Raw genomic sequence first — 25883 nt, forward strand, 5'->3', positions numbered from 1 at the left:
CAACGCACCTCGTGTGCCAATCGGATAACGGCGTTCGATCTTAAGCGGATTTGTCGTACTAGGCATGTGAAACAAATGTCGCTGGCAGGAAACCAGCCAGTGCGAACTCTTTGCGATCAGTCGGCGCAGTTTGCTTTGAATTATGTTGCGTGCGCTAAAAACGGATTGCTTCGGCCGACGAATTCATTTGGGGTTGCTCTAGATGGCTTGGCATAGGTTTTGCGTTCGTGTTTGCAGATCGTTTGGCACGTCGCCCCTGGCGTTGCCTGTCAAAACTTCAGCAAACTCCCAAAGGAAGTACACATGAGTAAGCGATTGAACAACAAGAAGATTGCATTTTTGGCGACTGATGGTTTCGAACAAGTGGAGCTGACAAAGCCCTGGGATGCGATCCAAGCCGCCGGCGCCACCGTTGAGTTGGTGTCGCTCAAGAGAGGCCAGATCCAGGGCGTTCACCACGACGAAAAGGGCGAAATGTTCGATGTTGACAAGACGGTAGACACCGTTTCAGCATCGGACTACGACGGCTTGGTCTTGCCTGGCGGAGTCTTCAACCCGGACGCGCTTCGAGTCAACGAAACTGCGGTGGATTTTGTGCGTGACTTTTTCAAACAGCACAAGCCTGTTGCCGCGGTGTGTCACGGGCCTTGGTTGTTAGTCGAAGCTGACGTCGTGCAGGGGCGCAGGGTGACGTCCTGGCCCAGCGTCCGTACTGACCTGATCAACGCTGGAGCGCAATGGGTCGACGAAGAATGCGTTTGCGACGAGGGGCTAGTAACGAGTCGCAACCCCGACGATCTACCTGCGTTTTGCGAAAAAGCAGTGGAGGAGTTTGCCGAAGGAAAGCACAGCCAGCAGACAGCGTAGTGTGTAGGACGATCGCCCTTCCCGGCGTGCGGGAAGGGCAAGCAGGACGTGCCATTGCGTATTAATGAGGCACGCTGGGTCCTCGTACCAGACTTGATTCATCAGCCAGCGTCACTGAGAAATCCCTCGTGCTGCTGGGCTGGAAATCACGGCAGTGAATCAGGGCTGGGGATTAGTTTTTTGCGGGGAACAATCGATCGGAGCCACGGACACTGCTCAAAAAATCAGCCTCCAGGTTTGCCTCTTGATCGCTAGAGTGGAGGACCGATATATCTCCGGTCGTTTCGAACACGACAGCAAGAACTTGTTCGTAGTTCAGCGTATTGGATTCGCGAAGCTTTCCGTAAATATCGGATTTGGTGACATTGGCTTTGTTCAAATTTTCTTCGATAAAATCACTGCCAGCCATCAGTAGCAGTGGTTCGTTGTCGACCGCACGCGACAGCCAGTTTGATTGGCAACGAAGCCAAGCGAATGTCCATTGCCCTAGGTAGAGACTCGCGATCGCGAATAAACCTAAAAACAGCGATGGGCTAGGCGATGAGATCGTCGACGCGAATAGCGAGCCCACGGCGACCGTCATTGCAAAGTCCGTCGCAGACATTTTCGAGAAACTTCGTAAACCGACCAACCTCGTGTAGATCAGGATGGCAATGTAAGTCGCTCCGGTCGACAGAAACACCATGGCGAGTTCATTTGAGTCGACGCTGATCCATTTTTCAAACATGCTGATCGAACTTTTTCGTGCGGGAATCATGAGGAAAATATGCTTGCCATTAAGTAAGCAATTTTTACGCCAATTCATCGCGACGGTTCGACTACGTCTTCAAGACCGCGATATGCAAGTCAGCGGAGCAGTTCAGTTCGCTGTGCTGGGGCAACGGATTCGCTTAAAGCGGTCCACTGGTCAACTCCGCGACCAGTTTGACTAACCGCGTCGCGTCGATGGGTTTGCTTAGATAGTCGTTGCAGCCACATTCGATACAGCGTTTCATATCGCCCTGCATCGCGTCGGCAGTCAACGCAATGATTGGCCCCTCGTAGCCTAACGCTCGTATTTGTTGCGCCGTTTGATAGCCGTCTAGATTTGGCATCTGCATGTCTAAAAGAATTAGATCAGGCGTTTGTCCGTCTGTGATGCGATTGCGCATATATTGGACTGCCAGTAGCCCGTCTTCGGCTTCGTCAACTGTCGCACCAGCTTTAGTAAGAAGTCGTTTGCCTAGGAAGCGAATGTCTCGGCGGTCGTCGACAATCAAGATATGTGAATTTAACACGACGGCATGGTCGGGGACTGCGGTTTGCGGAACAGTCGGAGCCTTTTTCGGAAAGATCATGGGGACGCCAGCAATGTCGCCGACTGAGATCGATATAGAGAATTCGCTGCCGTGTCCGACTTCGCTTTCGACGACAATGTTGCCGCCCAACAAGACAGCGAGCCGGCGGCTAATCACCAAGCCCAATCCTGTACCACCAAACTCGCGGGTGACCGATGCATCGCCCTGGGAGAAAGGTTTGAATAGCTGGTTTCGTTTATCGTGTGAGATGCCGATGCCTGTGTCGACGATCTTGATTTGCAGAGGTGGCTGCTGGTCGGCGTCGAACTGGACTTCCAGCCGAACGTGACCTTGCCGAGTGAATTTGATCGCGTTTCCAACCAAGTTGATCAAAATTTGCTTCAGCCGTTTCGGATCGCTCTCAATTTCTCTCGGGATTTTGGTTAGGTATTTGACTTCCAATCGCAGTCCCGTTTCCTGAGCTCGGACCTCCATCACGCTGCGCACATCTTCGACCAGTCTTGCCAGCGAAAAACGCTCCGGTGCGACTTCCAGCTTTCCGGCTTCGATTTTCGAGATGTCCAGAATGTCGTTGATGATGTCGAGTAAGAATTCGCCATTACGGCGGATGATCGTGAGATGCTCGCCCGATTCTGGATCGTCGATCCGTTCGCGCAACAGATCGGTATACCCGAGCACTGCTGTCATCGGTGTGCGAATTTCGTGACTCATATTGGCCAGGAATTCGCTTTTGGCGATGTTGGCCTGCTGAGCTGCATTGAAAAGCCGAGCATTGTCGACCGCCGTAGCGGCTTGCTGGGCGAGTTCTTTTGCCACTTTGACGTCGTTCTTTGTGTAACGTCGGCGCGAATCGGTTGTGATGAGCGTCAAAGCACCCAGGCAAACGCTGCGCGAAATCAGTGGAACGACAATGAATGACCGCGGTGCGACTGCTCGCATGACGGCTTGGTGCTCTTCGTTTTGTGCGGCTTTGACCAACATCTTGTCAGTGAAATCGCGGATCAGTAGAACTTGCTCGCCGAATAAACCCTGTGCAGGTGGATGTTCGATCGAATCAGGTTTGGCTGAAAACTTCGCAACCCTGCGCGCAAGTTCGTCGTCTTTCGGGTCGGCATGCGAAACGTGAACGCGGTGGGTGGTTCCTTCGTCATCAAGCAAGTCGATGAAAGCCCAGTCCGCCAATGTGGGAACACAAAGATCGGTTGCATTGGCGAGCGTTTTTTGGTAGTCCATCGAAGACGTCAGCACGGAGCTAGCCTGGAGCAAAAAGTGCTCGAATTTGGCGGTGCGAACTCGGCGAAGGTCACTCTTTTTGCGTTCGGTGATGTCCCAGTTCAGGCCATAGACTCGCGTCACATTGCCTGCTTCGTTTTGCTCGAATTCTCCGGCGGCGGCGACCCAACGAATCTCTCCGTCACTTCGGACAATCCTAAATTCGTGAGAGTACGGCTTTTCGCCCCGAGTCGCCGCGCCCCAGATTTCATGTAACTCAGCCCGGTCATCTTTGTGCACGAATCGAAAGAACGTTTCGGGTGATGCATGTTCGTCGGTCGAAAGGCCAAGCATTTCGTAGAGGGCTTCGGTCCAGACGCTGTGCGCCGGCGTCCATTCCCAGGCCGCCATTCCGCCGGCACTAAGTGCCATCTTTAAGCGATCTTGGTTGTCGCGTTGTTCGGTCACATCACGCGATACTGCTACCAAACGATTGACTTGTTGCGAAGAATCTCGGACAGGCGTGACAAGCACATCCCACCACTTCGTAATTCCACTCGGCGTGCTGGACGGTGTTTGAAAACTACCTTTGCCAAATTCTTTTGCATCTTCGATCGCACGCTGGGCCGCAGCCCGGCTATCGTCTGGCCACAATGAATGCCACTGTTTGTCCTTCAGGTGCAAGAAATCTGGGATCTCAAACGCCGCCAGTCCGGCGGTGTTCATGCTGAGCAAACATCCATCGAGATCCAAAACGTTGACGCAGTCGGGACTGCTTTCGATGATCGTACGGTTAAATTCGTCGCTTTCACGCAACGCTTCTTCGGCACGTGCGCGCTCGAGACGCAGGTGTACATTGCCCGAAATTTCTCGCAGCAATTGAATTTCATCTTCACGCCACTGATACGGCTGCTGCCGCGTCGCAGTCAGCATGAATTCGAGCCGTCGATCGCTGACGTAAGCACTGTTGATGATCGCGCCAATTTGCAAATCGGCAAACTGATCACTCGCTGCGTTGGAAACGGCATCGCTGCGCGTATCGTTTAAAACCAACATGCCACCATCGACTAGTTTGCGTCGATCATCGTCGTTGAAAAAGTCGGACATTTGATAGATGCCCAGCAAGCTTGGCAAATCATCTGCGCGGTGATCAAAAAATGCGATGGCGGTTTCGGCTTTTTCATCTAAGTCGACCAAAATGCAATGTGATAGATCTATGTAGTCGGCAATCATCTTGGTCGACACACTCGATATCTCTTCGACCGACGCCAGCGGTGCTAGCGCGGATTGGAGTTGGGCGACAAACGCGATATTGGATTCGTGCCGTTTGCGCTGGGTGATGTCGACAGCAAATCCGGTCACCATCAGCGGCTTGCCAGTAGAGTCTCGGTCGACGATCCCATGGCATTGCACCAGGATCTGTTGCTGGTCGTAACCGCGAATTGTGCGGCATTCAAACTCTTCGCGTTCGGATTGGCTATGGAGCACCGAATCAATCACTGCTTCGACGATTTGGTGGTCCTCGGGGACGACGATTTCTAAGAATCCCGCCGTCGTTCGTTTGAATTCGTCACGGCCGTAGCCGAATACTTCGTACAAGTGATCGGACCAAGTGATACTGTCCTCGGCGACATTCCATTCCCAACTGCCCATCCGACCGGCTTCCAAAGCAAGGTTCAGATGTCGTTCGCGCTGGATCGCAGCCGCTTCTGCCATTTTGCGTTCACTGATGTCCATTCCCGAGGGGATCAAATGCGTGACCTTTCCTTCAATGTCATGAACCGGGAAAAGCATGAAGTCGATTACCATCCGCGAGTCGCCCGCCATTCTCACTTCTTCGTCATAGCGGACGGGTTCGCCGGCGGCAGCGCGCTTGACGGAGTCTTTTAACCGAGCGACGGTCGCGTCATCAAAGTTCCACCAATGGCAATCCCAGAATTTTTTGCCGACCACGTCTTCGCGTTTAATTCCGCCTCCGATCAAGGCCGTTTCGTTTGCATCGAGGAGTGTACCGTCGGTCGCCAGGATGCCGACGAAACCAATCATGTTGTCGATCACACGGCGGAGATCTGCTTCCCGCTCCGCCAATCGTAGCTCCATCGATTTGCGTTCGGTAATGTCGCTGGCGACGGCTGTGATAGACGTTGGATGGCCGCTTGCGTCGCGAGCGATCACGCCGCGTCCGGTTGTCCAGACTGTCTGTCCGTTGTCTCCGCGGATGATGCGGAATTCCAAAGTGTAGGTTTCGCAGGTTCCGCTAAAGACACAGTCCAGCCGACGTTTGACTTCATCACGATCATCAGGATGGATGATTGATAGGAACCCATCACTGGTATGGACAAACTGTTTTTCCGTGTACCCAAAAATCTCGTAAAGTTGCTGGGACCAACTGATTCGGTCGCTGCCCGTTTCCCATTTCCACGTACCAAGCCGGCCGGTGTCCAGAGCCAGTCGCAGTTCGCGTTCCCAATCGACTAAGTTTTGCTCCGAACGTTTTCTCGCGACGACTTGCGCGAGCGCGTCTGCCATCGGTCGCAGATTTTCAAAAAGGTCGCGTGAAATTTGATGCGTAGCAAACAGTGCGACGACGCCGACTGCTTGACCGTCCACCAGAAGCGGATGAGCCATGTACGCAGAAAACCCGTTCGATTCCCACTGCAAGTTCTCGCTGGCCGGATCGTTGGCCAAGACTGCTTGCTGCTGGGACGCAACTTGACCAATCGCTGATTCGCCGATGGGAACTGGGGAATCAAACCCTGGTTTTTCGACGGGCGCACCGGCTTGGGAAACTAGCTCGAGCGTTTGATCTTGTTCATTGAAAGTCCAGATCTGTGCAAAGGCCAGATCCAGGATCTCGACGATCTGCTGGCAGGAGAACTGAAAGATTGCTTGCAGCGACTGCGTGCCTGCGAGCGGAACTGCCAGCGTCGCGTGCAGACGGAACAGTTTGGCGATCTGGTCCGACGATTCCGTGGTTTCGCCAGACTTTTTGCTTAACGATTCGTTCAATGCGTTTGGATTATCGCCTGTCATGGTCGCTTCTTGACTAGATCAACAATTTTGATTTTTACCGACACGCGGAACGGGCACGCGATGTCCAAGGCGACATCATACCAAGAGTGCAAAAATTTGCCCGTGTGGGCTCGCGTTGACAATCTTGCCGTGCCGGGCTGCATCAAAACGTTTCGGCGAGAAAAGAAAAGCACAGACACGGCGATTCTCTGCGTTTGAAGCTTCTGCGTTAGCATCTCGCGAACGCATCGATGCTGCTGGGAACTACTTCTTTGGCAATCGCAAAGCATCCGCTGCCGCGTAGAAAGATCGATTGAGGATCATAAAAGTGATAATGAAAACAGTGAGCGCGGCGGCTCCCAGCCAAGCGGTCCATCGGATCAACGGAAAAGCGGATTGTTGCACGCCGATCGCAATCAATGCCCACGCGATCGTTCCACCGTAGACAGGGTCACGTGACCAAGTCATCAAGCTCGCGATCGTGGTGATCAAGGCAAGTGCACCGATAGCAATTCCCGTCGCGATTTGGTCGGAGACGTCAACGCCGTTTTCCTGAAGCATCAACGCAGTGCTGATCAATGTCGCAGCACTAATCCAACCACAATACATCGATGGCCCGACAAAAGACCAGCGTCCGTTGACGACTGATACGGCATGGCAATGCCGACGCAGGAATACCAATGCGGCGATCAAGGCAACTAGGTGCAAAACGATATCAAGCCAGCCAATTGTCTGGCTCGCATAGAGACTGATCGGTACGAAAAAAATTGACGCGATACCGGCGATGATCAGTGCCGCAGTGGCAGCGGTCAATGACTTTGATGACTCAGTTAGACGTTGGACCAGGATGCTAAAGGCGATCATCATCGCAAAGATGATTCCCCAAATACTAAATGCGTATCCCGCGGCATCGACCCGTGTAGAGACCATGTTGGCAAATTGTCGGTCGCCGCCAGGGAGCAAGAAAACTCCAAAGTTGACGATCGGAACTAGCAGAAAGACCGCTAGTAAAGTGCGTTTTAGAAATAGTGGCGTTGCCATCGACGGGCATGGTGATTGGGCACTCACTTCTTGGAATCAACCTTAATCCAGTCAAGCAATAACGTAAAAGGACCAGCGTTCTTATCAGCCAGCATGACGCCCAGCGAATTTATCTTGCTTGGGGCCAGGTTCATCCCGTCCACACGACGACCGAAAGAGGTCGCGGCAAACTTGGTCAGAGGCAATTTTACAGTTGTCCACTGGTTTTTTGATGTTTCAAACTCGGATTGAAATGAAAATGCCATTTGGCGATTTGGAACGTACAAATTCAGAATGTACTTTCGCCCATCACCTTTGACTCGCAGCACTATTTCGTCGCCGTGGTTTAGATGAATTGGTGCAGGCTTGGACCGCACCGATGCGAACCCGCCGTTGTTCTCCAGAGAGAGATTGCCATCGAATTGAACATGGCCATCGCTGGCCGTCGAAAGGCTGCTGTTGGACCTTCCACCCATAACGCCATCGTTGACAATCTGCCATTGCTTGTGTGAGTCCGGACGATCGAAGGCGAACAAAACGCGTCCGGGGTTTTCCGTTGGAGCCGGATCGGCAAATGCGTTGCACGTGATCGCCAAGGTGATCACGGCAAGCGACAACGTTCTATTGAGGGGCAATGTCATTGGTGCTCTGTTCTAATGGAGGATGTTTGGTGGGAGTGATGTCTCCGGGACTGATGACGTAAATTTTCTCGCCGCAACTTGGGCAGGCGGGGGCACGATCATCGACCTTTCTGCCGCAATTGGGGCATTCGGTTTTGTTCAAAGGAGCGGTCATGGCCAGTTTCTACCGGGGGATGTTAGCATTTTTGGAAGCTGATGGTTTTCGATGCCGGTGCTGGCGCGTTGTGCATCGATCGCGTGATGGCTGTGCTGCGATTGCTGTGCTGCACGTCGAACCTCCAGTAGCAGATCGCATGCCGAACGGTTGGTGCCAGTAAGCAGGTTCGACATTTGTTCGCTTATTCCGTCAGACGTTTCCTTAACGTTGCTTGGCAAACAATCAGCGTGATCGTTTTGCGTTCGGTCGTTGTCGGTACTCCAATAATTCGTCTTCCAAAACTAGCCAGGTTTGATCTTCGGGTTTGGGATGGACGCGGTGCGTTCCCGTGAACTCGCCCACTGCAGGCAATACCAAGCACCCTTTGCTGAGCCAAAAACACGGCAACTTGCCAAGCCGGTCAGTGTCTGACTCAAAGCGAACGGCGGGGTGCAGATGGCCGCACATCATCAGTTTTGCGGTGCTAGGTTTTTCACCGGGGTGATGGGCAAGCGAGATACCGTCAATGATCTTGCCCGACTCGATCACATCGATTGGCCATCGCTGGGGAAGGTGTCCGACGTGAGCGTCGTGGTTTCCTGGCACCAATGTGAATTCGACTTTCGGGTAGCGCGAGAACAGTGCCTCCACTGATTCGCAGACATCCGGTGAGAGGGATGATCGCGCATGAAACATATCACCCAAGATCACCAATCGTTCGGATTCTGTGCGGTCCATCATCCGGCAGATTGTCTTCAAAGTTCCGACCGTGCTACCGCGAGGAACGGGCATGCCGTTGCGGCGAAAAGTCGCTTCCTTACCGAAATGAGTGTCCGCAATGAAAAGTGTTCGATGTGCATCCCAGTACACACCGCGGTCTCCCAACAGCATCAACTCAATTCCCGCGATCCTTGTTTCGATAAATTTTGACATGGATTCTTTAAGCGATCGATCCGCGGTCTGGCGAGATTCGGCAGTGGTTCGTAAATCAGCAGGCCAGCGTCGCGGCGCCCGACGGTAGCTTAATCTTTCAAGGCAGCTTTCTCGCACTGCGCCTGCAGACGCGCGATCCGGTCTTCCAGGCTTTCGCTGCTGACTCTTTCACGCAGTTTGTCGACCAATAGCGGAAACGCCAGCGGTGTTACTTTGGGTGGATCGGTGACCACGATCCGTGATCGTCCAATCCGCTCCAAGGCCGAAACCATGCGTGAGGTTTCTAATTGTTGTTCCAGAACCTCGCGGCGACTTTGCAGCAACAACAGATTTTCTGGATCGTACTGAGCGAAGACGTCGAAGAACAGATTGCTGCTGGCTTGCAAGTTCTTGTTCGATTTGCGACTGTTGGGATAACCTGGATGGACCAGCCCAGCGACTCGAGCGATCTGACGAAACTGTCGCTTCGCCATTTCCGTCGAATTCAAACTCGCCAGAATGTCAGGCAAAAGATCGTCGGTCGAAAAAAGTCCCGACCGTATCGCTTCGTCGATTGGGATTGGCTGAGGTGATTGCAGAACGACTCCGTAATCATTGCACGCCATCGTAAAGGTAATCTTTTGCAATCGCGAGATGCGATACGCCCATAGTGCTGCCAAGCCCTCATGAACGAGGCGGCCCTCAAACGGAAAGACAAACAGCTGATGACCGCCCTTGGTCTGAATGCGTTCGATCAGAAGTTCATTCTGCCCCGGAATCGCACTCCAGCGTTCTTGGATCTGGAATAGTCGCTTCAACGCCTTCATCTCACGACCGATCAGCTTTCCATCGGCGGCTTCCTGAAGCTTGTTTCGCAATGCGTCACTCAGTTCACTGGACAAGGGCATTCGTCCGCCCATCCAGCGTGGCACAGTGTCGGGTGTGCCTTTGGCACGCCGTACGTACGCCGCGTTGTCTTGGACGCGAACGAGTTGTACCAACTTTCCCGCGAACAGAAACTTGTCACCTGGGTTCAGTCGAGACAAAAAGTACTCCTCGACCCTCCCGAGCGTCGCACCTTTCATGTATTTCACCTGCATCGACGCGTCGGAGACAATCGTTCCGATATTCATGCGGTGCATCGATGCGGTTCGACGCTCAGTCACTTGATACGTATCTCCATTGACCTTGACGCGATGGTACTCCGGGTACGCGGTCAGTGAACTTCCGCCCTGCACAACAAAATCGAGAACCCATTGCCATTCATCGTCGGTCAGTGACTGATACGCAAGCGTGCTGCGAACTTCGTTCAGCAACTCTTGTGATGTGAATCCACCGCCGATGGCGACTGTGACGACATGCTGAGCCAGCACATCGAGCGGTTTGCCAAGAAGCGGTCGCGATTCCAAGCGTCCGGCGCGAATCGCATCCTGCGCGGCGGCAAGCTCAATAAGTTCCAATGCGTTGGTCGGAACAAATGCTAATCGACTGGTCGCGTCGGGCTGATGACCACTGCGACCGGCACGCTGCAACAAACGCGCCGCTCCTTTAGGACTGCCAATCTGCACCACCAAATCAACGGCGGTAAAGTCAACGCCCAGATCCAAGCTGCTAGTGCAAACGACTGCCCGCAGCGATCCAGCGCGGAGCCCCGATTCCACCCATGAACGAACACTGCGGTCGAGCGATCCGTGATGCAGAGCGATTTTGCCAGCCCAGTCGGGGCGTTGCTTAAGTAAGTGCTGATACCAGATTTCGGTTTGCGAACGCGTATTTGCGAAAACCAGCGCGCTGTGGACATGTTCCAATCGCTCGGCGACTTGCGGAACCATCTTTGTGCCGATGTGACCGGACCACGGGAAGCTTTCAATCTTGGCCGGAATGATCGATTCAAGTTTGGTCTTCTTGTTCTTATAGCCCTCGATAATACGAACTTCACCAGCAGGCTGTCTGCCAACCAAAGCATCACGAGCTTCTTCCAAATTTCCAAGGGTCGCCGAAACACCCCAGGTTCGTAGTTGCGGATTCAGCTTCCTCAGACGCGACAGAGCCAGTTCGGTTTGGATGCCTCGTTTGGTACCGAGCAGTTCATGCCACTCATCGACAATGACCGCCTCGACGCCGGCAAGTTGTTCCAGCAGATTTTGATGGGTCAGCATCAACGACAGGCTTTCGGGGGTTGTTACCAATGCGGTGGGCAACTTTTTTAGCTGACGTGCTTTGGCACTGGCCTTGCTGTCGCTCGTTCGTGACTCCAGTCGCCAAGGCAGATTTAGAAAGTCAAGTGGAGCACGCAGCGATTGTTCGGTGTCACCGGCAAGAGCGCGCTGAGGTGTGATCCAAATTACTTTCAAAGGCGGTGGTCGTTTAGGATTCCATTTTTGCCGATCGGGATTGTCTTTTAACCATTTCAGAATCGGGCCCATCCAAACAGCGAGCGTCTTGCCTGTGCCTGTGGCTGAGTGCACCAACCCGCTCGAACCGTCTAGGTACGAACGCCAAGTCGAACGTTGAAATCGAAACGCCTTCCACCCCAATGCATCAAAGAACCGCTGGACTTCGTGCCGAGGCTTCGGCGGGCGGGCTCGCGGTGATTTGGGGGTGATGGTGTCTGGCATGGTGAATGATTAGTTGTGCGACCCGAGTGCTGTTCGCTCTGCTGAGTGGAGTTCTTTGCTAGTTCGATGGCGAACGAGCGATTCAATTCAGGGCTACTCCGGGAGCAGTTCCAGTAATTCGTCAAGTGAGTTCGCGTCTTTGGGATTCTTGTCGTGTCGCCATCGCAGAATCCTCGGAAAGCGAGTCGCGATGCCGCTTTTGTGTCGCTTGCTTTTCTGGAGCCCTTCAAACGCCAGTTCCATGACCAGGGTGGGCGTGACACTTCGGACCGGGCCAAACTTTTCTTTCGTATTTCGGCGGACGTAGTGATCGACTTTGCGAATTTCGGCATCGTCGAGTCCGCTGTAGGCTTTGGCAAACGGCACCAACGCTTCACCGTCCCACAATGCGAATGTGTAGTCCGTAAACAAGCTTGCTCGTTTCCCGTGACCTTTCTGAGCGTAGATGAGCACGGCATCGATCGTGTATGGTGCGACTTTCCATTTCCACCAAGTCCCACGTACACGGCCGACGTCATAGACCGCATCCTTTCTTTTCAGCATCAGTCCTTCGGAATTGCGTTCGCGACTGGTCTGGCGAATTTCCTGCCAGTCTTGCCACTTTGTTGCAGGGATCAGTTCGGTGATTCGCAGGTTGGGATGAGTGATGTCGCATAGCAGGTTTTGCAATTGTTCCCGGCGCTGGCTAAACGGCAATTCACGAACGTCTCTTCCGCCATGCTCCAGCAGGTCGAAGGCATGGAAGACGACGGGGACTTCTGTCAGCAATTTTTTGCCGACTGTCTTACGACCAATCCGTCGTTGTAATTCGCCAAACGACAGGACCTCTCCATCGGGCAAACACGCCAAGATTTCACCGTCCAAAACCGTGCCATCTGGCAATAACTCGGAAGCGGCTTCTATTTCAGGCCAACGATTTTCCATCAAATCCTCGCCGCGCGACCAGATGAAAGTTTGGCCGGATCGACGGATGACTTGTCCGCGGATGCCGTCCCATTTCCATTCGGCAACGTATTGGTCAATGTCTCCCAACGGTTTGGGACCAGCGTCTGGATCCAACGGATGAGCCAAACAAAACGGATACGGTTGGCTGACGATCGTATCCTGGGCGTCCGGGTCAGTGAGCCGCAGGAAGAACTCCGCGGTTGGTTCCCAGTTGCCCATCAGGCGGTGTGCCACCACTTCCGGCGCAATCCCCGATGCGAGTGCGACGGAGCGAGTGACTAATCGCTTGCTAACTCCGACGCGAAATCCTCCCGTGATCAGTTTCATCACAACCAAGCGAGTCAGCGCCGGCGTCTGCCGCCAGAGGTCGATGACCGCTTGCCGCTGATGGTCCTCGTTCATCTCCCGTAGCGGCATCAGTCGGTCTTCGATCCAAGACGTCAACGATCTGTCGTCGGTGCTTTCACCTTGCGGTACGACGAGCGACATTGCTTCTGCCAAATCACCGACAGCGTGATAGGATTCATCAAACAGCCAAGACGGGATCCCCGCTTCGTCGGCAGCCCACCGGCGCAGAAGTTTTCGGGGAACAGGCTGCTTGAGTTTTTTGCCTGACAAGAAGTGCACTGCCCAAGCGGCGTCGGCGGGTGACGCGTCGGTGAAATAGTCCTTCATCGCCGCGATCTTATCGTTTGTCTTCGTGGTCGAATCCAGTGCGTGGTAAAGTTCGGCAAAGCGAATCATGACGTTGCCTCTGGAATTTCAGCGGTCGTATCCTCTTCGTCTTCGCCACGTGATCGGTTGTCGATGGCGATGGCGTCGCGGCCTTGTTCGTTAAGGTATCGTGCGACGACGGCAGAATAACCGTGGGTAACCCAAGTCGTTTGGGGGGCGCAAGCTTCGACGGCAGTCATTAGAGACGGCCAGTCGACATGATCGCTTAAGATGAAGCCGCGATCGACGCTGCGGCGGCGACGGGCTCCGCGCACCGCCATCCAACCGCTCGCCATCGCAGTGCTGACGCGGCCAAACTTTTTCATCCAAGGACTGCCGTGAGCACTCGGTACGGCCACAACCATCGCGCCGCGCCAGTCATGTTTGCCCGCGATGTCACCCACGTAAATTGTCTCGGGTAGTTGGACGCCCGATCGGCGATACGCATCGTTTCCTTTCTGCACCGCTCCGTGGCAGTAGATGGGGCCGATGCTGGGATCCAAGCTCGCGATCAGTCGTTGGCTTTTGCCGACGGCATAGCCATACAGCACGCAGCATTTGTCCTGGTCGCGGCTTTCTTTCCACCATTGATTGATGTCCGCCGCGATTGTTTCCGGCGGCGACCAGCGATAAACCGGCAATCCGAAGGTCGATTCGGTCACCAATAAATGGCATTTCACGGGCTGCCATGTTTGGCAAGTCGGGTCGGTTTCCAGTTTGTAATCGCCGGTGACGACGGCGACTTGCCCTTGATGTTCCAAACGAATCTGTGCGGATCCGAGCATGTGTCCGGCCGGATGAAAACTGATCTTCACGCCGCCGATCGTGATGGTTTCTCCATAAGGCAGAAACTGAAATTCGGCATTCTCATTCATCCGCATACGTAGCAAGTGTTCGCTGGGTGCAGCAGCGAGGTACCGTCGGCAGCCCCAGCGAGCGTGATCGGTATGCGCGTGGCTGGTCACTGCGCGATCGACGGGGCGGCGAGGATCGACGTAGAAGTCGCCCGCTGCGCAGTAAAGTCCCGAATCAGTCGTCTGCAGGATGGGTTGAGATAACATTTCTTCGTTCGAACGTTGCAATGGCAGTACTTGTGCAGAACACTGTCTTCAGGCTCCGAAGACCGACAGGAAACCGTCAGCCTCCGACTAACTGTAGATCGTTGACCATTTGGTTTCGCATTTGCTGGCGACGGGTTTCGTCGGGCATTCGCAACACAGCGGCGGGATGCCAAGTGGCGATCGTTCGCTTGCTCCACTCCGTCGCCGTCACCAGTCCACGTTGCTGCGTGATGCGAAAATCACGACCAAACAAAGCTTGCGCAGAAGTAGCACCGAGGCAGACGATTGCTTGTGGCTTGATGCTTTGCAGCTCCGCTTCCAGCCAAGGCCGACACGCGAATATTTCGCGTGAATCGGGCTTCTTGTGCAGTCGCCGCTTTCCCCGAGAGGTTTCCTGTTGGGTGAACTTAAAGTGTTTGACCACATTGGTGAGGTAGATGTCGCTACGAGCGATACCGGATTCTTCGAGCACAATGTTTAAAAGTCGGCCAGCGGGACCGATGAACGGCTCGCCGGCGATGTCTTCTTGGTCGCCTGGTTGTTCGCCAACTAGCACGACTTTCGCATCGATGGGGCCCCGGCCAAAAACAGTTTGTGTGGCATGTTGGTGGAGATCGCAGGCCCGGCAACATTCGGCAGCGTTTGCCAACGAATGAAGCGAGCGATCAGTGGGCAGAAAACTGGTTGCGGTCGATGCAAATCCTTCATGCGTCTCGATCATGGTTTCGACGCGGGAAGAAGCCTGCCGTAGCAGTTCCGGAATCAATTCCGTTTCGGGGAGTGTTGGCCAATGGCGGACAGGCATCTCGCGTTTCATCGTCGCAACCTTTACCCGTGCGGGATTGAAGATCGAAGCATAGTACGCTTTCCATAAGTCCTCCAAAACGTCCGCATCCGGCGTCTCGCTAGACGGCACACCGTCGCCATAAGTCAGCGTGGTTTGGTCCCACGAAGCGGATTCTTCGGGCGTGAAAATCGCCCAGTTCATCGCCTTGAATCGGCGAGCAAAAAAGGGGGCGGCTAGACGGACAATGCGGTGATCGGGGCGATGCCAAGCGACGTAGGCTTCGATATCGTCGTTGTGCTCCAATCGGCGAAAGCGGACAAAGGCTTTCATCTTGTGTACGTCGCGCGAGACCGCTTTTCGCATTTGCCCAAGTCGATGCACATCATCGTCGGTTTCGACTACCAACAAATGAGGTTCGCCATGTTTGATACGCCAAAGAGTGCGGTACAGCAGTTCCCACCGCTGCGGATCTTTATGGCAGGCGACGATCTTGGCAAGTTCGATGAAATTCTTTGGGACCGTAAACGCAGGTGCCTTCTCCCGCTCCGCCAAATTTCTGTCTTCGTCGTCGGAGGAAAACAGCGACGGTTGATTCGCATCACCGTTCCAGCTGACTTGGTCGGGGGGAGTCGTTGATGCGATGAGCGCGCGGGCTGCGGCACGCCATTGATCAAACGTTTCGGCTTCGATGAATTGCATGTGCGACTACACCTCGCCTGTGATCGCAGAGGTTGCGGCGTCGAAAAGCATCAATTGCTTATTCTTCGGCTGCACTTTCTTTTGCAGATTAAGAATGTCAAGATCGCCCAAGGCGGGGTTGTGATCGGCAGTGATTACAAACACCTTGGTGCGGTTCCAAGCGACACGCAGCTTCTTCAAGTCTTCTATGCGAAGACTTTGGTGGCGACGAATCTTTAAGATGCGTTTGACGTTTCGCACACCGATGCCAGGGACTCGAAGTAGCTGTTCACGGCTGGCTCGATTCACATCGATCGGAAAGTAGTGGCGATTCGCCAACGCCCAGGCAAGTTTCGGATCGACTTCCAGCGAAAGATTGCGGTCTTCGCCAGAAACGATTTCGTTTGCTCCGAACCCATAAAACCGAATCAGCCAGTCAGCCTGGTACAGCCGATGTTCACGCACTAACGGCGGCGACTTTCCTGGCAGCCGCGCATCGGCATGCGGGATCGGACTGTAAGCGGAATAGTAGACTCGTCGCAGACCTTGCCCCAAATACAGTTGAGATGCCGTTTGCAAGACATCCGCGTCGGGGGTCTCAGTCGCTCCGACAATCATCTGGGTACTCTGGCCGGCTGGCGCGAATCGCGGCGGCTTAAAGCCAGCTTTCTTTTCTTGTTTCGTTTCGGTGATTTTGTCGCGTATCCCATCCATGGCACCGACGATCTGCGGCTTCTTTTTCTCGGGTGCTAAAGTTTGCAGATCCTGGTCCGTCGGCAGTTCGATATTAACGCTCAGTCGATCCGCCCAACGACCTGCTTCTTCAATCAAAGTTTGAGCCGCGTTGGGGATGGTTTTCAGATGGATGTAACCGCCGTATTTGTGATCATTGCGCAGTGACTTAGCCACCGCGATCAACTGCTCCATGGTGTAGTCGGAGTTTTGAATGATGCCCGAGCTCAGAAATAATCCTTCGATGTAGTTGCGTTTGTAAAACTCCATCGTCAGCGAGACAACTTCGTCGACGGTGAACCTCGCTCGTGGCGTGTCACTGCTGATTCGATTCACACAGTACTGGCAATCGTAGATGCAGTAATTGGTGAGGAGGATTTTGAGCAGCGAGATGCACCGACCGTCGGGCGTATAGCTGTGACAAATTCCCATGCCCTCCGTGCTGCCGATCTTGGCTCCTGGGCGAGTCGATTTCGACCCACTGCTGGCGCAAGACGCATCGTATTTTGCCGCGTCGGCCAGGACCACTAGCTTTTCTCTGACGTCCATGTTGGTGGTCTCCGAGCCGGTAGATTATTTGTTACAAGGTTGGCCAGAGTCTTTGCCTATTGGCCAGTCGGGGTAACCGCAGATCGGCGTCGTGAATAACGCGTTTGCATGTCACTGCGCAGTTAGTTGACGGGAGCCATTCCTAGGCGACTTAAAGATTGAGATTAGGATTTCGTAGCCGAGCTGATATTGGCTGCTTTTGACTGAGTCTGGCTATCAGGTTGTTGCGATTCCCAGCGAACGAGGTTGTCAAATTTGGATTGCAGCTGGCCAGTAATACTCGTCAAAGCTCCTCCGCGGTTCATCGCTGAAGATTCGCATCGCGAGTTCACGCGGTTTTCAATTTGGACCTGCAGAGGGGCACCTTCCATGCGAGCGAAGCCGCTCATTACCAGGGCTCTCAACACGGCTTCCGTTTCGGCTGTGATGTCAGGGGTTTGGCTGTCGAGAGCTTTGCAGCAAATGTCTGTCAGTTTACTGAGTTGCTCTTCGATTTCAGGGTTTGTATTGTTCATTGGGTGGTTTCCGTATTTGGTAGAAGTCAGAAGACGAAGGGGAGCCAATTGGCGGCAGAGGGAAACGCAAACATCGTGCCGTAGTTCGTGCCGTAGTTCTTGTCGTCGCTTACTTCGGTGTTTATCGGAGAAGTCGTGATCGATACCGACTGGCGAACTACCAGGATGGCTGATTGGCAATCAGCTCCAAACGTTTAGGGTGGGAGAACGCTTGCCCAGTCGCAGCCAGTTCACTCTCTGTCACGCGTTGTGGCAGACCGAACCTGTTTGTAGGTGCCATTGGCGGTGGGTATGCCAATTCGAAGAACCGGGGCGACCGCCGAAGGCTGCTAGTGCTGATTCCGCACCTTTCCCGAGACGACGCCGTAGGTTTTTGCGGAAGCTGATTCCAAATAGTCTTCTACGTACAATTTGCGAATCCAAAGCAGAGCGAGCGCGACCAAGGGGGTTGCGAACATGATTCCCCAGACGCCGAAGAGCAGACCGGCGATCACCTGCGAAAGGATGACCATCGCCGGTGGTAGGTTGACCTGGCGTTGTTGGACGAGCGGTGTGATTAGGTAGCTCTCTGCAAACTGAATCATCAAGTACAGGGCGAGCACACCGGCAACGGTGTGGGACCCTTCGTTGCTTGCCAGCAACATTGCTGGGATAACGGCAGCAATGCCGCCAAGGTTGGGAACGAACGTCACCAGCCCCGCAAAAATCGCCAGTTCCACGGGCATCGGTACGCCCAGGACGGCCAGCCCAATTCCAAAGCTGATCCCTACGATCGTCATTGCCAGTAGGCGTCCTAACATCCAGTGCCAAAGCGAGTCGGCGGATTCGTCGAAGAGATCTGAAAGTCGAGTCCGCCAATCCACTGGAACCAGTCGTAAGCATCCAGTCCGGTAAACTTTTGGTGAAATCGAAAAGTACGCGGCCAGGATTATCAGAATCAAGACATCGGTTAGCGCGCCAAACGTTGATGCAAAAAGCGTTTGAACAAGTCCAAGGGACCGTCCGGATGATGGCATCACGGATTGCAGGCTGATTTCTTCGCGCAGACGCTGCACGATCGGTTGTTCCTTCGCCGCTTCGAGCACCCGTGACGCCGAATTGTCGATGCGATCAGTTAGCTTCACAACTTGATCGTTGATCGAATTGGTAAAGCCGAAGGCTCCACCAACTACGATCAGTATCGCGAATAAGATCACAATGCCGACTCGGTGCACTCGCTTTAGATCCCATGGCACAAGTCTGCCAAAGACCTTGGCGACTCGGTTGACGACGACAGCAATCAGGATCGCACCGAATATCAGCATCAGAATGTTGCGAGCAACGACAATGAGTCCGAGCACGAGCATTGTTGCGATGACAAGTCCGATCACGGTCATCGTTGTTCGAATGATTCGTGGTTGTTCGGCTTCGGTCGTTGTCATGTTTGCCAAAAAATGCTTGTCGTTATGGTTGCTGAAAGAACGGTATGAGTCGATGGAATCGTGTCCCACGCTGACTTGTAGATTCGCGACACCCAGCGAAGGCGTTGGCAGTGTTGGTTTAAGTGGCAAGGCTCGGAAGAACTCGTTGCAAAAGCCAACGCGGGCTTGAAGAGCGAACGAGTGTAAGAGCAGATGCCGTGCCGGGGATTTGACGGCTAATCAATGCAGACGGGATCGACGGTGATTGCGAAGGCTTTCGCCGATGTGCTGCGGGGATTTATTCAGCGATCCGCTCCGGCGGCGCGACACTTTGGGTAAATCTCAACCAGGGTGGTCGATGAGCGTTCAACGCGACAATTTTCGCCCGCGGTCTGGGCGCCCGGTCGTTCCATGAGTTCAGCGGTTCCGCGAGCGCAATAAAAAAAACACCGCCTCAAACTAATTGTTTCAGGCGGTGTTTTTCGATAGCGGAGGACACGAGACTCGAACTCGCAGCCCCTTGCGGGGTACCTCAGTTCCAGTGAGGCCGCTCACCAATTCGCTTATCCTCCGGTTGAAACAGAATCAAACGTTTTGAATCCGTTTCGATTGGCTAAGTGTACGCTGTCGTCTTGTTTTTTTACAAGGACGTCTTGGCACCGCTAATTAGCTTAATGAATTCGTCGTTCGATTCAAATCGCCCAAGCTGTTTAGTCAGTTGTTCCATTGCGTCGCACGGGTGCATGCTGCTGAGCGTTCGCCGCAGCATTGTGACCGCTTCGTAGGTTTCTTCGTCGTGAAGCAGTTCTTCGCGGCGAGTTCCACTTTGGCTGATGTCGATCGCCGGCCAAACGCGTCGGTCGGCTAATTTGCGATCCAGAACAAGCTCCATGTTACCGGTGCCCTTAAATTCCTGGAAAATCGCTTCGTCCATCCGACTGTTGGTATCGACCAGCGCTGTGCCGACAATTGTGAGCGATCCGCCTTCTTGGAAAGCACGAGCGGTTGCGAACAACTTTTTGGGAATGTCCATCGCTTTGATGTCCAGACCACCGGACATCGTTGCTCCGCCGCGCCCACCACGTCCGACCCATTTGTTAAACGCACGAGCAAGTCGAGTGATCGAATCGAGCATCAGGAACACATCTTCGCCTTTTTCGGCGAGTCGTCGTGCGCGGTCGATTACCAATTGGCTCAGTCGTACGTGGGATTCCACGTCCATGTCCAAGCTGCTGGCAATCACTTCGCCACCGAGCACATTTCGCCGCATGTCCGTGACTTCTTCAGGACGTTCGTCGATCAGTAGAACCATCAGCGTCAGCTCGGGATGATTCTCGGAGATTCCGCTGGCGATATCTTGCAGCATAATCGTTTTACCGCTGCGAGGCGGAGCAACAATCAGTGCACGCTGGCCTTTCCCGAGCGGTGCCAAAAGGTCGATCACACGATTGGTCAACGGTTTCTTGCCGCGTTCCAGCTTCAGCCACTCTTCAGGGTTGATGGCGGTGAGCGTGTCGAACGCTTTGACTTCGGTGTACTCTTCGGGTTTTAAGCCGTCGACGTCCAGGATCTCGCGAACGCGAGGTCCCTGTTGGCGACGTGCTTGCTGGACCATTGCTTTGATCTTCACGCCTTGGCGAAGACCGAATCGCTCGATCATCGTGCCAGGGACAAACGGATCACTTCGTTCTCGCGAATAGTTGTTGTCTTCACCGCGAAGAAAGCCGTAGCCATTGGGGTGCATTTCCAGAATGCCGGCACCTTCTTCGAGCGGTGCGTCGCTAGGGATGTCCGCTGGTTCACCATTGTGGTTCCCACCGCCCTGACCACCTTGGCCGCCACCACCACCACCGCCGCCGCGTCTTCGGCGTCGTGATGTACGGGGTTTTCCGTTGTTGCTGCCGCTGCCGCCGCCGTTTTGGCCGCCACCTGAGCCTTGGCCACCCGAGCCGCGACCGCGACTATTCCGTTTCTTTTTCGCCATGTGTCATCCAGAAGAGCTGACGGTTCTTTGTTTAGGTCGACTAAGTCATCGACAATTCAATCGTTCTTGCAGCGGTTTGGCCGACTGCAGCGAGCTCCGTTTCGCACTCAAGCGGTTGGCATTCAGTGGTGCCAACCACAATCATGTTTGTGTTGAAGGGAGATCTGTTGCAGGCTTTTAAAACCGCATTGAACGAATCGCATTGTCTGCGAATTAGTCAATCCAGATTGTCAGCGTGATTAAAGAAATACCGCGTGGTGAGGTTGCGAAGGATCGAGCTGATGGACAGCGGTAACGTCTAAGGATCGATCAGACAGTTGAGTTAAATCTTGTAGATTGGGGGCCGAATCGGGCAGAAGTCATTTCAGCAATGAGAGACTTCCTAAGCGGCAGTAGATAGATTGGGTAGCAAGTTTCACTTGTTTAGCCAGTGGGACTCGTACGCCCTGAGGGCATCTATTTTTCCAAGCCAATGGTTGTTTGAATTTTAGGTGGCTCTGATTGGCAACAGAGCGAGCACTACGGCTCATCATCGGGGATGATCGATCCCTGGTCCGAGGTTTCGCTAAGCGACAAACTCTCGCACTCAGATTTTCTCTTGGCCAAGGGATTTTCCCATGGTGAGGTTTACAAGGCGTAGCTTCACGAATTGTCAGTGAATGCCACCCATTGAAACCATCATTTCTGCCTTGGATGTTTCTCCACCACAGTGGAATCGGATCCATGAAAGCAAGGTTCCCAGAGAAGGACGCGATCAAATTTCGTCCGGGGAAGACCACTAACGTCAATTTAGCGATCTATCGTGTTCAGCCGAAATATAGCCCTCTGGAGATAGTTGTCAAGCAAGAAAACCGTCTTTTCTCTCCGTAGAGGGGGGCTTCGCCGCAAAAATTCCCCTGGCGTCAAAGTTGACGCAATTTGTACTTTCCGATCAAGCCGAATTGTCGATGTGGCCGAATAATGACGATGTAACGCTGATTTGGGGGTTCTGGCCCCGCGAGTCTCCAGTCGTGGCAGCGTTGGACAGTCACGAGTTGGACGCGCAAGACAAATCCCATTCAAGAACCTTTTTAGACGAATTACAGGACAGGCTCGATGCGAACCGTCGCCCAATTCCCTGCTGTGCTAGCCCTTGTTGCCCTCGTGGCCACCACAGCCAGTGTTGCACAAGGACAGATTGCTTGGCAAACGAATTTGCAAGCAGCTCACGCGCAAGCCAAAACAGAAGGCAAGTTGCTGCTGTTGCACTTTTACAGTGATAACTGCGTATTCTGCGATCGATTGGAAGCAGGGTCTTTCAAGTCACCGCAAGTCGGTGAAGCAATCAGTCGGCAGTTCGTTCCCGTCAAAATTCATGGCGGAAACAACACTCATCTGACCAGCATGTTCAAGGTGACCAAGTATCCGACCGACGTGGTTGTCAGAGCTGATGGGACGACTTTGTCGCACACCGTCAGCCCACAAGACCCCGCTAGATTCGTCGCGATGCTGAACGGAGCAATGCAAGCATCAAAAGTCAACGTTGCTGCCAAGCCTGGGGCATCGCAAGTATCGGCTGCCACGCCGCCTGCCAGTTCCAGCATTCAGATGCCGGTTCAAGTCAAATCAAATCACGTTGGCGATGGCCCGCAAGTTAATCAGTTTGCTTCTGCAAAGGCTGGCACCAAGTCGCCCGAATCGGCTGCGACTGAAGGAATCAAAGTTCCGGCGAAAACCGTTTCGGCCAAAATGCCGTCGAACGAATCGATCGCCAAAGCGAAATCTTCGTCGGCGACTCCTCAGTTGGCGATGCAGGGCTACTGTCCTGTCACCGTGATCAAAAAAGATGAGTGGGTCGAAGGCAATCCGAAAATGGGTGTGGTTCACCTAGGAAAGCTCTACTTGTTTGCCAATGCCGACGCGATGGAGACGTTTCTGGCGGATCCTGTGCCTTACACACCCGTGCTGAACGAAATCGACGTCGTGCGATACTTCGAGGAACGCCGAATTGTTCCTGGCAAACGCGAGTGGGGGCTGAAGGATCCAACTCACAATCGCATGTTCTTCTTTGCCGATGAAGCGGCGATGAATCACTTCTGGAACGAGTACGAACGGTACACGGCACCCGCCATCAAGGTGATGGAAAAAGCCGTCAAAGACGCTAATCCAGGCACTTAGTGCTGCGGAGCGTGCGGATCAAACAGGCTGAGCTTGAAGCTAAGCGGCTGTATTAATCCCGGCTGTATTGATTCCATCGGAGTCGGCTTCAGTGGCACGACTCTACGACAAGAAACGCTACGACAAGAAACTCTGCCCGATGTTGCTAAAGCAACATCGGGTTTTTTCTTGCGCGTTGATCACGCGCGACTGGAGCGGCACTGCGTCGTTTGCAATGGCACGCGACGCTATCGAGATTGGCCGGAAAACAGCGTTACGCTTTGGCGGCCGCTACGACTGCATCGGCGTTGATGCCAAAGTGCTCGTAGACTTGATCGTACGGGCCACTGGCTCCGTAACCACTCATGCCGACGAACTTGCCTTCGCTACCGATCCAGCGGTCCCAGGACATCCGAATGCCGGCTTCGGCTGCGACTCGGTTGGTCACTGCTGGTGGCAAGACTTGATCGCGGTACGCTTGGCTCTGTTCAGCGAAGATGTCCATGCACGGCATGCTAACGACACGAACTTTTTTGCCTTCGGCAGTCAACGTTTCGGCCGCGGTCACGCAAAGACCTAGCTCGCTGCCACTGCCCATCAGGATCACATCCGGTGTGCCTTCGCAGTCGGCCAGCACGTAACCGCCTTTGGAGCAGTTGTCTGCCGACGCATACTTGGTGCGGCACAGCGTGGGCATGTTTTGACGTGACAAAACGAAGGCTGCGGGATGGTCGTCAATCTGCATGGCGGTGCGGTAGCACTCAGCGACTTCGTTGGAATCACCTGGACGAAAGACATTCAGGCCAGGAATCGCTCGGCAGGCGGTCAAGTGTTCGACGGGTTGGTGAGTCGGTCCGTCTTCGCCAACGCCAATACTGTCGTGAGTCAGGATGTAGATCACTGGTTGGTGCATGATGCTGGCCAAACGCATGCCGCCACGCATGTAGTCGGTGAAGACAAAGAAAGTCGCACCGTAGGCCTTCAGTCCCGAAAGTGACAATCCGTTGACGATGCCGGCCATGGCATGTTCGCGAATGCCAAAGTGTAAGTTGCGTCCTGCGTACTGGCCCGGCAGGAATTCGCCGGCTCCGTCGAACTTCAGGTCCGACTTATTGCTTGGTGCCAAGTCAGCACTGCCGCCGATCATGAAAGGGATGTTTTGCGCGATCGCGTTGAGGACTTTGCCGCTGCTGTTGCGAGTCGCGTCACCTTTCTCGTCGGCATCGAACACAGGGATGTCTTTGTCCCAGCCAGCTGGCAGTTCGCCGTCAAACATTGACTGCAGCTCAGCAGCTTTCTCTGGATTGGCCGCTTGGTAGGATTTCCAAGTATCGGACCACTGCGAGTAAGCCGCGGCACCACGCTGGCCCAAGTTGGACTGGAAGTGCTCTTTGACGCCTTCGGGGACGTAAAACTTTTCTTCAGGCGGGAAACCGTAGGCTTTTTTGGCCAATTCGACTTCGTCCCAGCCCAAGGGAGCTCCGTGAGCCCCGTGGGTGTTTTGCTTGTTGGGGGCACCCCAGCCGATGATGCTTTTGACGACAACGATGGTCGGCTTGTCGTTGCAGGCTTTGAACGAATCGACGGCTTTTTGCAGCGATCCCAGGTCGTTGGCGTCGCTGACGTGGACGACATTCCAGCCCATCGCCTCGAATTTTGCACCGATGTCTTCGCTGAACGCCAGGTCGGTGTCGCCTTCGATCGTGATCGAGTTGTCGTCGTAGAACCAGCAGAGGTTATCGAGCCTTAGGTGACCGGCGACCGAAGCGGCTTCGGTTGCGATGCCTTCCATCAGGTCGCCATCGCTGCAGATCACGTACGTGTTGAAGTCAAAGAGTTTGTGGTCGGCGGTGTTGTAGTTGGCTGCGAGCCATTTTTGGGCCATCGCCATGCCGACGCTGTTGCTGACGCCTGCGCCGAGTGGGCCGGTGGTAGTTTCGATCCCGGCGGCTTCTTTGTATTCCGGGTGGCCAGCACAGACGCTGCCGATTTGGCGAAAATTCTTGATGTCGTCCAGCTTGATCGACAGTTCGTCGGCCGAGACTTTGCCAGTTTTGAAGTCGACGGCTTTGACGCCAGCCAGGTGCAATGTGCTGTAAAGCAGCATCGATGCGTGCCCACAAGACAAGACGAACCGGTCGCGGTTAGGCCATAGCGGTTGGTCTGGGTCGTAGTCCATCGCGTGGTTGAACAGCTGGTACGCGATCGGCGCCAGGGCCATCGGCGTTCCGGGGTGGCCGCTGTTTGCGGTTTGGACGCCGTCCATGCTCAAGGCGCGAATGGTATCAACAGCAGTGTTTTGAATATCAGTCGATGCAACGGCCATCAGCGTGTTCACTCAGACAAGGAAACGAAAAAATCACCCGAAACGTAGGCGAAAGCGTAATGATTTGCGGTTCCAGCGGAAAGGGCTGCGGATCAGTCTTGCCGCGAACCAGTTCGCAGGGCCTCGGTCGTGACATGCGATAGGGATGGATCGGCGGATTCTGTTGGAAATCGGTTGGCGTCGATCAATGCCAGGTGCGTTTTCTGAGCCCGTTTGCAATCTTGTCGCCGGATATCTACGCCTGGAAAATGGGCTCTCGGTGAGCGATTTTTTGCGAATCTCGCGATTGCGCGTTGCTGAAATGGCCGCTCGGTCGGCGACGTTATTTTTGGTCAGAATT

Annotated in this window: 17 protein-coding genes and 1 tRNA gene; 2 read left to right on the forward strand and 16 right to left on the reverse strand. The window is 54.1% G+C overall.

Annotated features, from left to right (window positions below; all coding sequences use genetic code 11):
- Window positions 1-303: 303 nt before the first annotated feature.
- Window positions 304-867, forward strand: coding sequence for a type 1 glutamine amidotransferase domain-containing protein (locus K239x_RS05815; RefSeq protein WP_145416835.1), 564 nt, complete (start codon window positions 304-306; stop codon window positions 865-867).
- Between the two features lie 172 nt (window positions 868-1039).
- Here the strand turns inward: K239x_RS05815 and K239x_RS05820 are convergent, their stop codons facing one another.
- The 15 genes from K239x_RS05820 to rho form a co-directional block, all read right to left on the reverse strand.
- Window positions 1040-1624, reverse strand: a complete 585-nt coding sequence (locus tag K239x_RS05820) for a DUF421 domain-containing protein (protein WP_473163568.1) — start codon at window positions 1622-1624, stop codon at window positions 1040-1042.
- A 133-nt stretch (window positions 1625-1757) separates the two neighbouring features.
- Window positions 1758-6410, reverse strand: a complete 4653-nt coding sequence (locus tag K239x_RS05825) for a PAS domain S-box protein (RefSeq protein ID WP_145416837.1) — start codon at window positions 6408-6410, stop codon at window positions 1758-1760.
- A gap of 243 nt (window positions 6411-6653) precedes the next feature.
- The gene (locus tag K239x_RS05830) at window positions 6654-7430 is read right to left on the reverse strand and encodes a hypothetical protein (RefSeq protein ID WP_145416839.1); all 777 of its coding nucleotides are present in this window, start codon (window positions 7428-7430) and stop codon (window positions 6654-6656) included.
- 23 nt (window positions 7431-7453) lie between these two features.
- Window positions 7454-8050 carry a CIA30 family protein gene (locus K239x_RS05835; RefSeq protein WP_145416841.1) on the reverse strand — a complete coding sequence of 199 codons (597 nt, stop codon included), beginning with the start codon at window positions 8048-8050 and terminating at the stop codon, window positions 7454-7456.
- Entirely contained in the window at window positions 8031-8204 is a 174-nt protein-coding gene (locus tag K239x_RS05840) for a zinc ribbon domain-containing protein (RefSeq protein WP_145416843.1), read from the reverse strand. Before K239x_RS05840 ends, K239x_RS05835 begins: the two co-directional genes overlap by 20 nt.
- Before the next feature lie 225 nt (window positions 8205-8429).
- Window positions 8430-9119, reverse strand: a complete 690-nt coding sequence (pdeM, locus tag K239x_RS05845) for a ligase-associated DNA damage response endonuclease PdeM (RefSeq protein ID WP_145416845.1) — start codon at window positions 9117-9119, stop codon at window positions 8430-8432.
- An 89-nt stretch (window positions 9120-9208) separates the two neighbouring features.
- On the reverse strand, window positions 9209-11716 hold the full coding sequence (locus tag K239x_RS05850) for a ligase-associated DNA damage response DEXH box helicase (protein WP_145416846.1): 2508 nt from the start codon (window positions 11714-11716) through the stop codon (window positions 9209-9211).
- 93 nt (window positions 11717-11809) lie between these two features.
- Window positions 11810-13405 carry an ATP-dependent DNA ligase gene (locus K239x_RS05855; RefSeq protein WP_145416848.1) on the reverse strand — a complete coding sequence of 532 codons (1596 nt, stop codon included), beginning with the start codon at window positions 13403-13405 and terminating at the stop codon, window positions 11810-11812.
- Window positions 13402-14436: a ligase-associated DNA damage response exonuclease gene (locus K239x_RS05860; protein ID WP_145416850.1), complete on the reverse strand. Its 1035-nt coding sequence runs from the start codon at window positions 14434-14436 to the stop codon at window positions 13402-13404. The genes K239x_RS05855 and K239x_RS05860 overlap by 4 nt, the downstream gene beginning before the upstream one ends.
- A gap of 76 nt (window positions 14437-14512) precedes the next feature.
- Entirely contained in the window at window positions 14513-15922 is a 1410-nt protein-coding gene (locus K239x_RS05865) for a UdgX family uracil-DNA binding protein (RefSeq protein ID WP_145416852.1), read from the reverse strand.
- A gap of 6 nt (window positions 15923-15928) precedes the next feature.
- Window positions 15929-17182, reverse strand: coding sequence for a putative DNA modification/repair radical SAM protein (locus tag K239x_RS05870; protein ID WP_145416854.1), 1254 nt, complete (start codon window positions 17180-17182; stop codon window positions 15929-15931).
- Window positions 17183-17346: 164 nt separating this feature from the next.
- Window positions 17347-17697 (reverse strand): hypothetical protein, encoded by a 351-nt coding sequence (locus K239x_RS05875; protein ID WP_145416856.1) that lies wholly within the window; start codon window positions 17695-17697, stop codon window positions 17347-17349.
- A 329-nt stretch (window positions 17698-18026) separates the two neighbouring features.
- Window positions 18027-19247, reverse strand: coding sequence for an AI-2E family transporter (locus K239x_RS05880; RefSeq protein ID WP_419189724.1), 1221 nt, complete (start codon window positions 19245-19247; stop codon window positions 18027-18029).
- Window positions 19248-19586: 339 nt separating this feature from the next.
- Window positions 19587-19669 (reverse strand) — tRNA-Ser (locus K239x_RS05885).
- 68 nt (window positions 19670-19737) lie between these two features.
- Entirely contained in the window at window positions 19738-21081 is a 1344-nt protein-coding gene (rho, locus tag K239x_RS05890; protein WP_145416858.1) for a transcription termination factor Rho, read from the reverse strand.
- 1095 nt (window positions 21082-22176) lie between these two features.
- On the opposite strand from rho, the gene K239x_RS05895 reads away from it, so the two are divergent.
- On the forward strand, window positions 22177-23238 hold the full coding sequence (locus tag K239x_RS05895; protein WP_145416860.1) for a thioredoxin family protein: 1062 nt from the start codon (window positions 22177-22179) through the stop codon (window positions 23236-23238).
- 253 nt (window positions 23239-23491) lie between these two features.
- Here the strand turns inward: K239x_RS05895 and tkt are convergent, their stop codons facing one another.
- Window positions 23492-25543, reverse strand: a complete 2052-nt coding sequence (tkt, locus tag K239x_RS05900) for a transketolase (RefSeq protein WP_145416862.1) — start codon at window positions 25541-25543, stop codon at window positions 23492-23494.
- Window positions 25544-25883: the final 340 nt, after the last annotated feature.

The sequence above is a fragment of the Stieleria marina genome, from assembly GCA_007741555.1.
Lineage (GTDB): Bacteria > Planctomycetota > Planctomycetia > Pirellulales > Pirellulaceae > K23-9.

Coding starts and splice junctions, on each gene's coding strand:
- K239x_RS05815 (WP_145416835.1), top strand. CDS start 304: ATGAGTAAGCGATTGAACAACAAGAAGATTGCATTTTTGGCGACTGAT.
- K239x_RS05820 (WP_473163568.1), bottom strand. CDS start 1,624: ATGATTCCCGCACGAAAAAGTTCGATCAGCATGTTTGAAAAATGGATC.
- K239x_RS05825 (WP_145416837.1), bottom strand. CDS start 6,410: ATGACAGGCGATAATCCAAACGCATTGAACGAATCGTTAAGCAAAAAG.
- K239x_RS05830 (WP_145416839.1), bottom strand. CDS start 7,430: ATGGCAACGCCACTATTTCTAAAACGCACTTTACTAGCGGTCTTTCTG.
- K239x_RS05835 (WP_145416841.1), bottom strand. CDS start 8,050: ATGACATTGCCCCTCAATAGAACGTTGTCGCTTGCCGTGATCACCTTG.
- K239x_RS05840 (WP_145416843.1), bottom strand. CDS start 8,204: ATGACCGCTCCTTTGAACAAAACCGAATGCCCCAATTGCGGCAGAAAG.
- pdeM (WP_145416845.1), bottom strand. CDS start 9,119: ATGTCAAAATTTATCGAAACAAGGATCGCGGGAATTGAGTTGATGCTG.
- K239x_RS05850 (WP_145416846.1), bottom strand. CDS start 11,716: ATGCCAGACACCATCACCCCCAAATCACCGCGAGCCCGCCCGCCGAAG.
- K239x_RS05855 (WP_145416848.1), bottom strand. CDS start 13,405: ATGATTCGCTTTGCCGAACTTTACCACGCACTGGATTCGACCACGAAG.
- K239x_RS05860 (WP_145416850.1), bottom strand. CDS start 14,436: ATGTTATCTCAACCCATCCTGCAGACGACTGATTCGGGACTTTACTGC.
- K239x_RS05865 (WP_145416852.1), bottom strand. CDS start 15,922: ATGCAATTCATCGAAGCCGAAACGTTTGATCAATGGCGTGCCGCAGCC.
- K239x_RS05870 (WP_145416854.1), bottom strand. CDS start 17,182: ATGGACGTCAGAGAAAAGCTAGTGGTCCTGGCCGACGCGGCAAAATAC.
- K239x_RS05875 (WP_145416856.1), bottom strand. CDS start 17,697: ATGAACAATACAAACCCTGAAATCGAAGAGCAACTCAGTAAACTGACA.
- rho (WP_145416858.1), bottom strand. CDS start 21,081: ATGGCGAAAAAGAAACGGAATAGTCGCGGTCGCGGCTCGGGTGGCCAA.
- K239x_RS05895 (WP_145416860.1), top strand. CDS start 22,177: ATGCGAACCGTCGCCCAATTCCCTGCTGTGCTAGCCCTTGTTGCCCTC.
- tkt (WP_145416862.1), bottom strand. CDS start 25,543: ATGGCCGTTGCATCGACTGATATTCAAAACACTGCTGTTGATACCATT.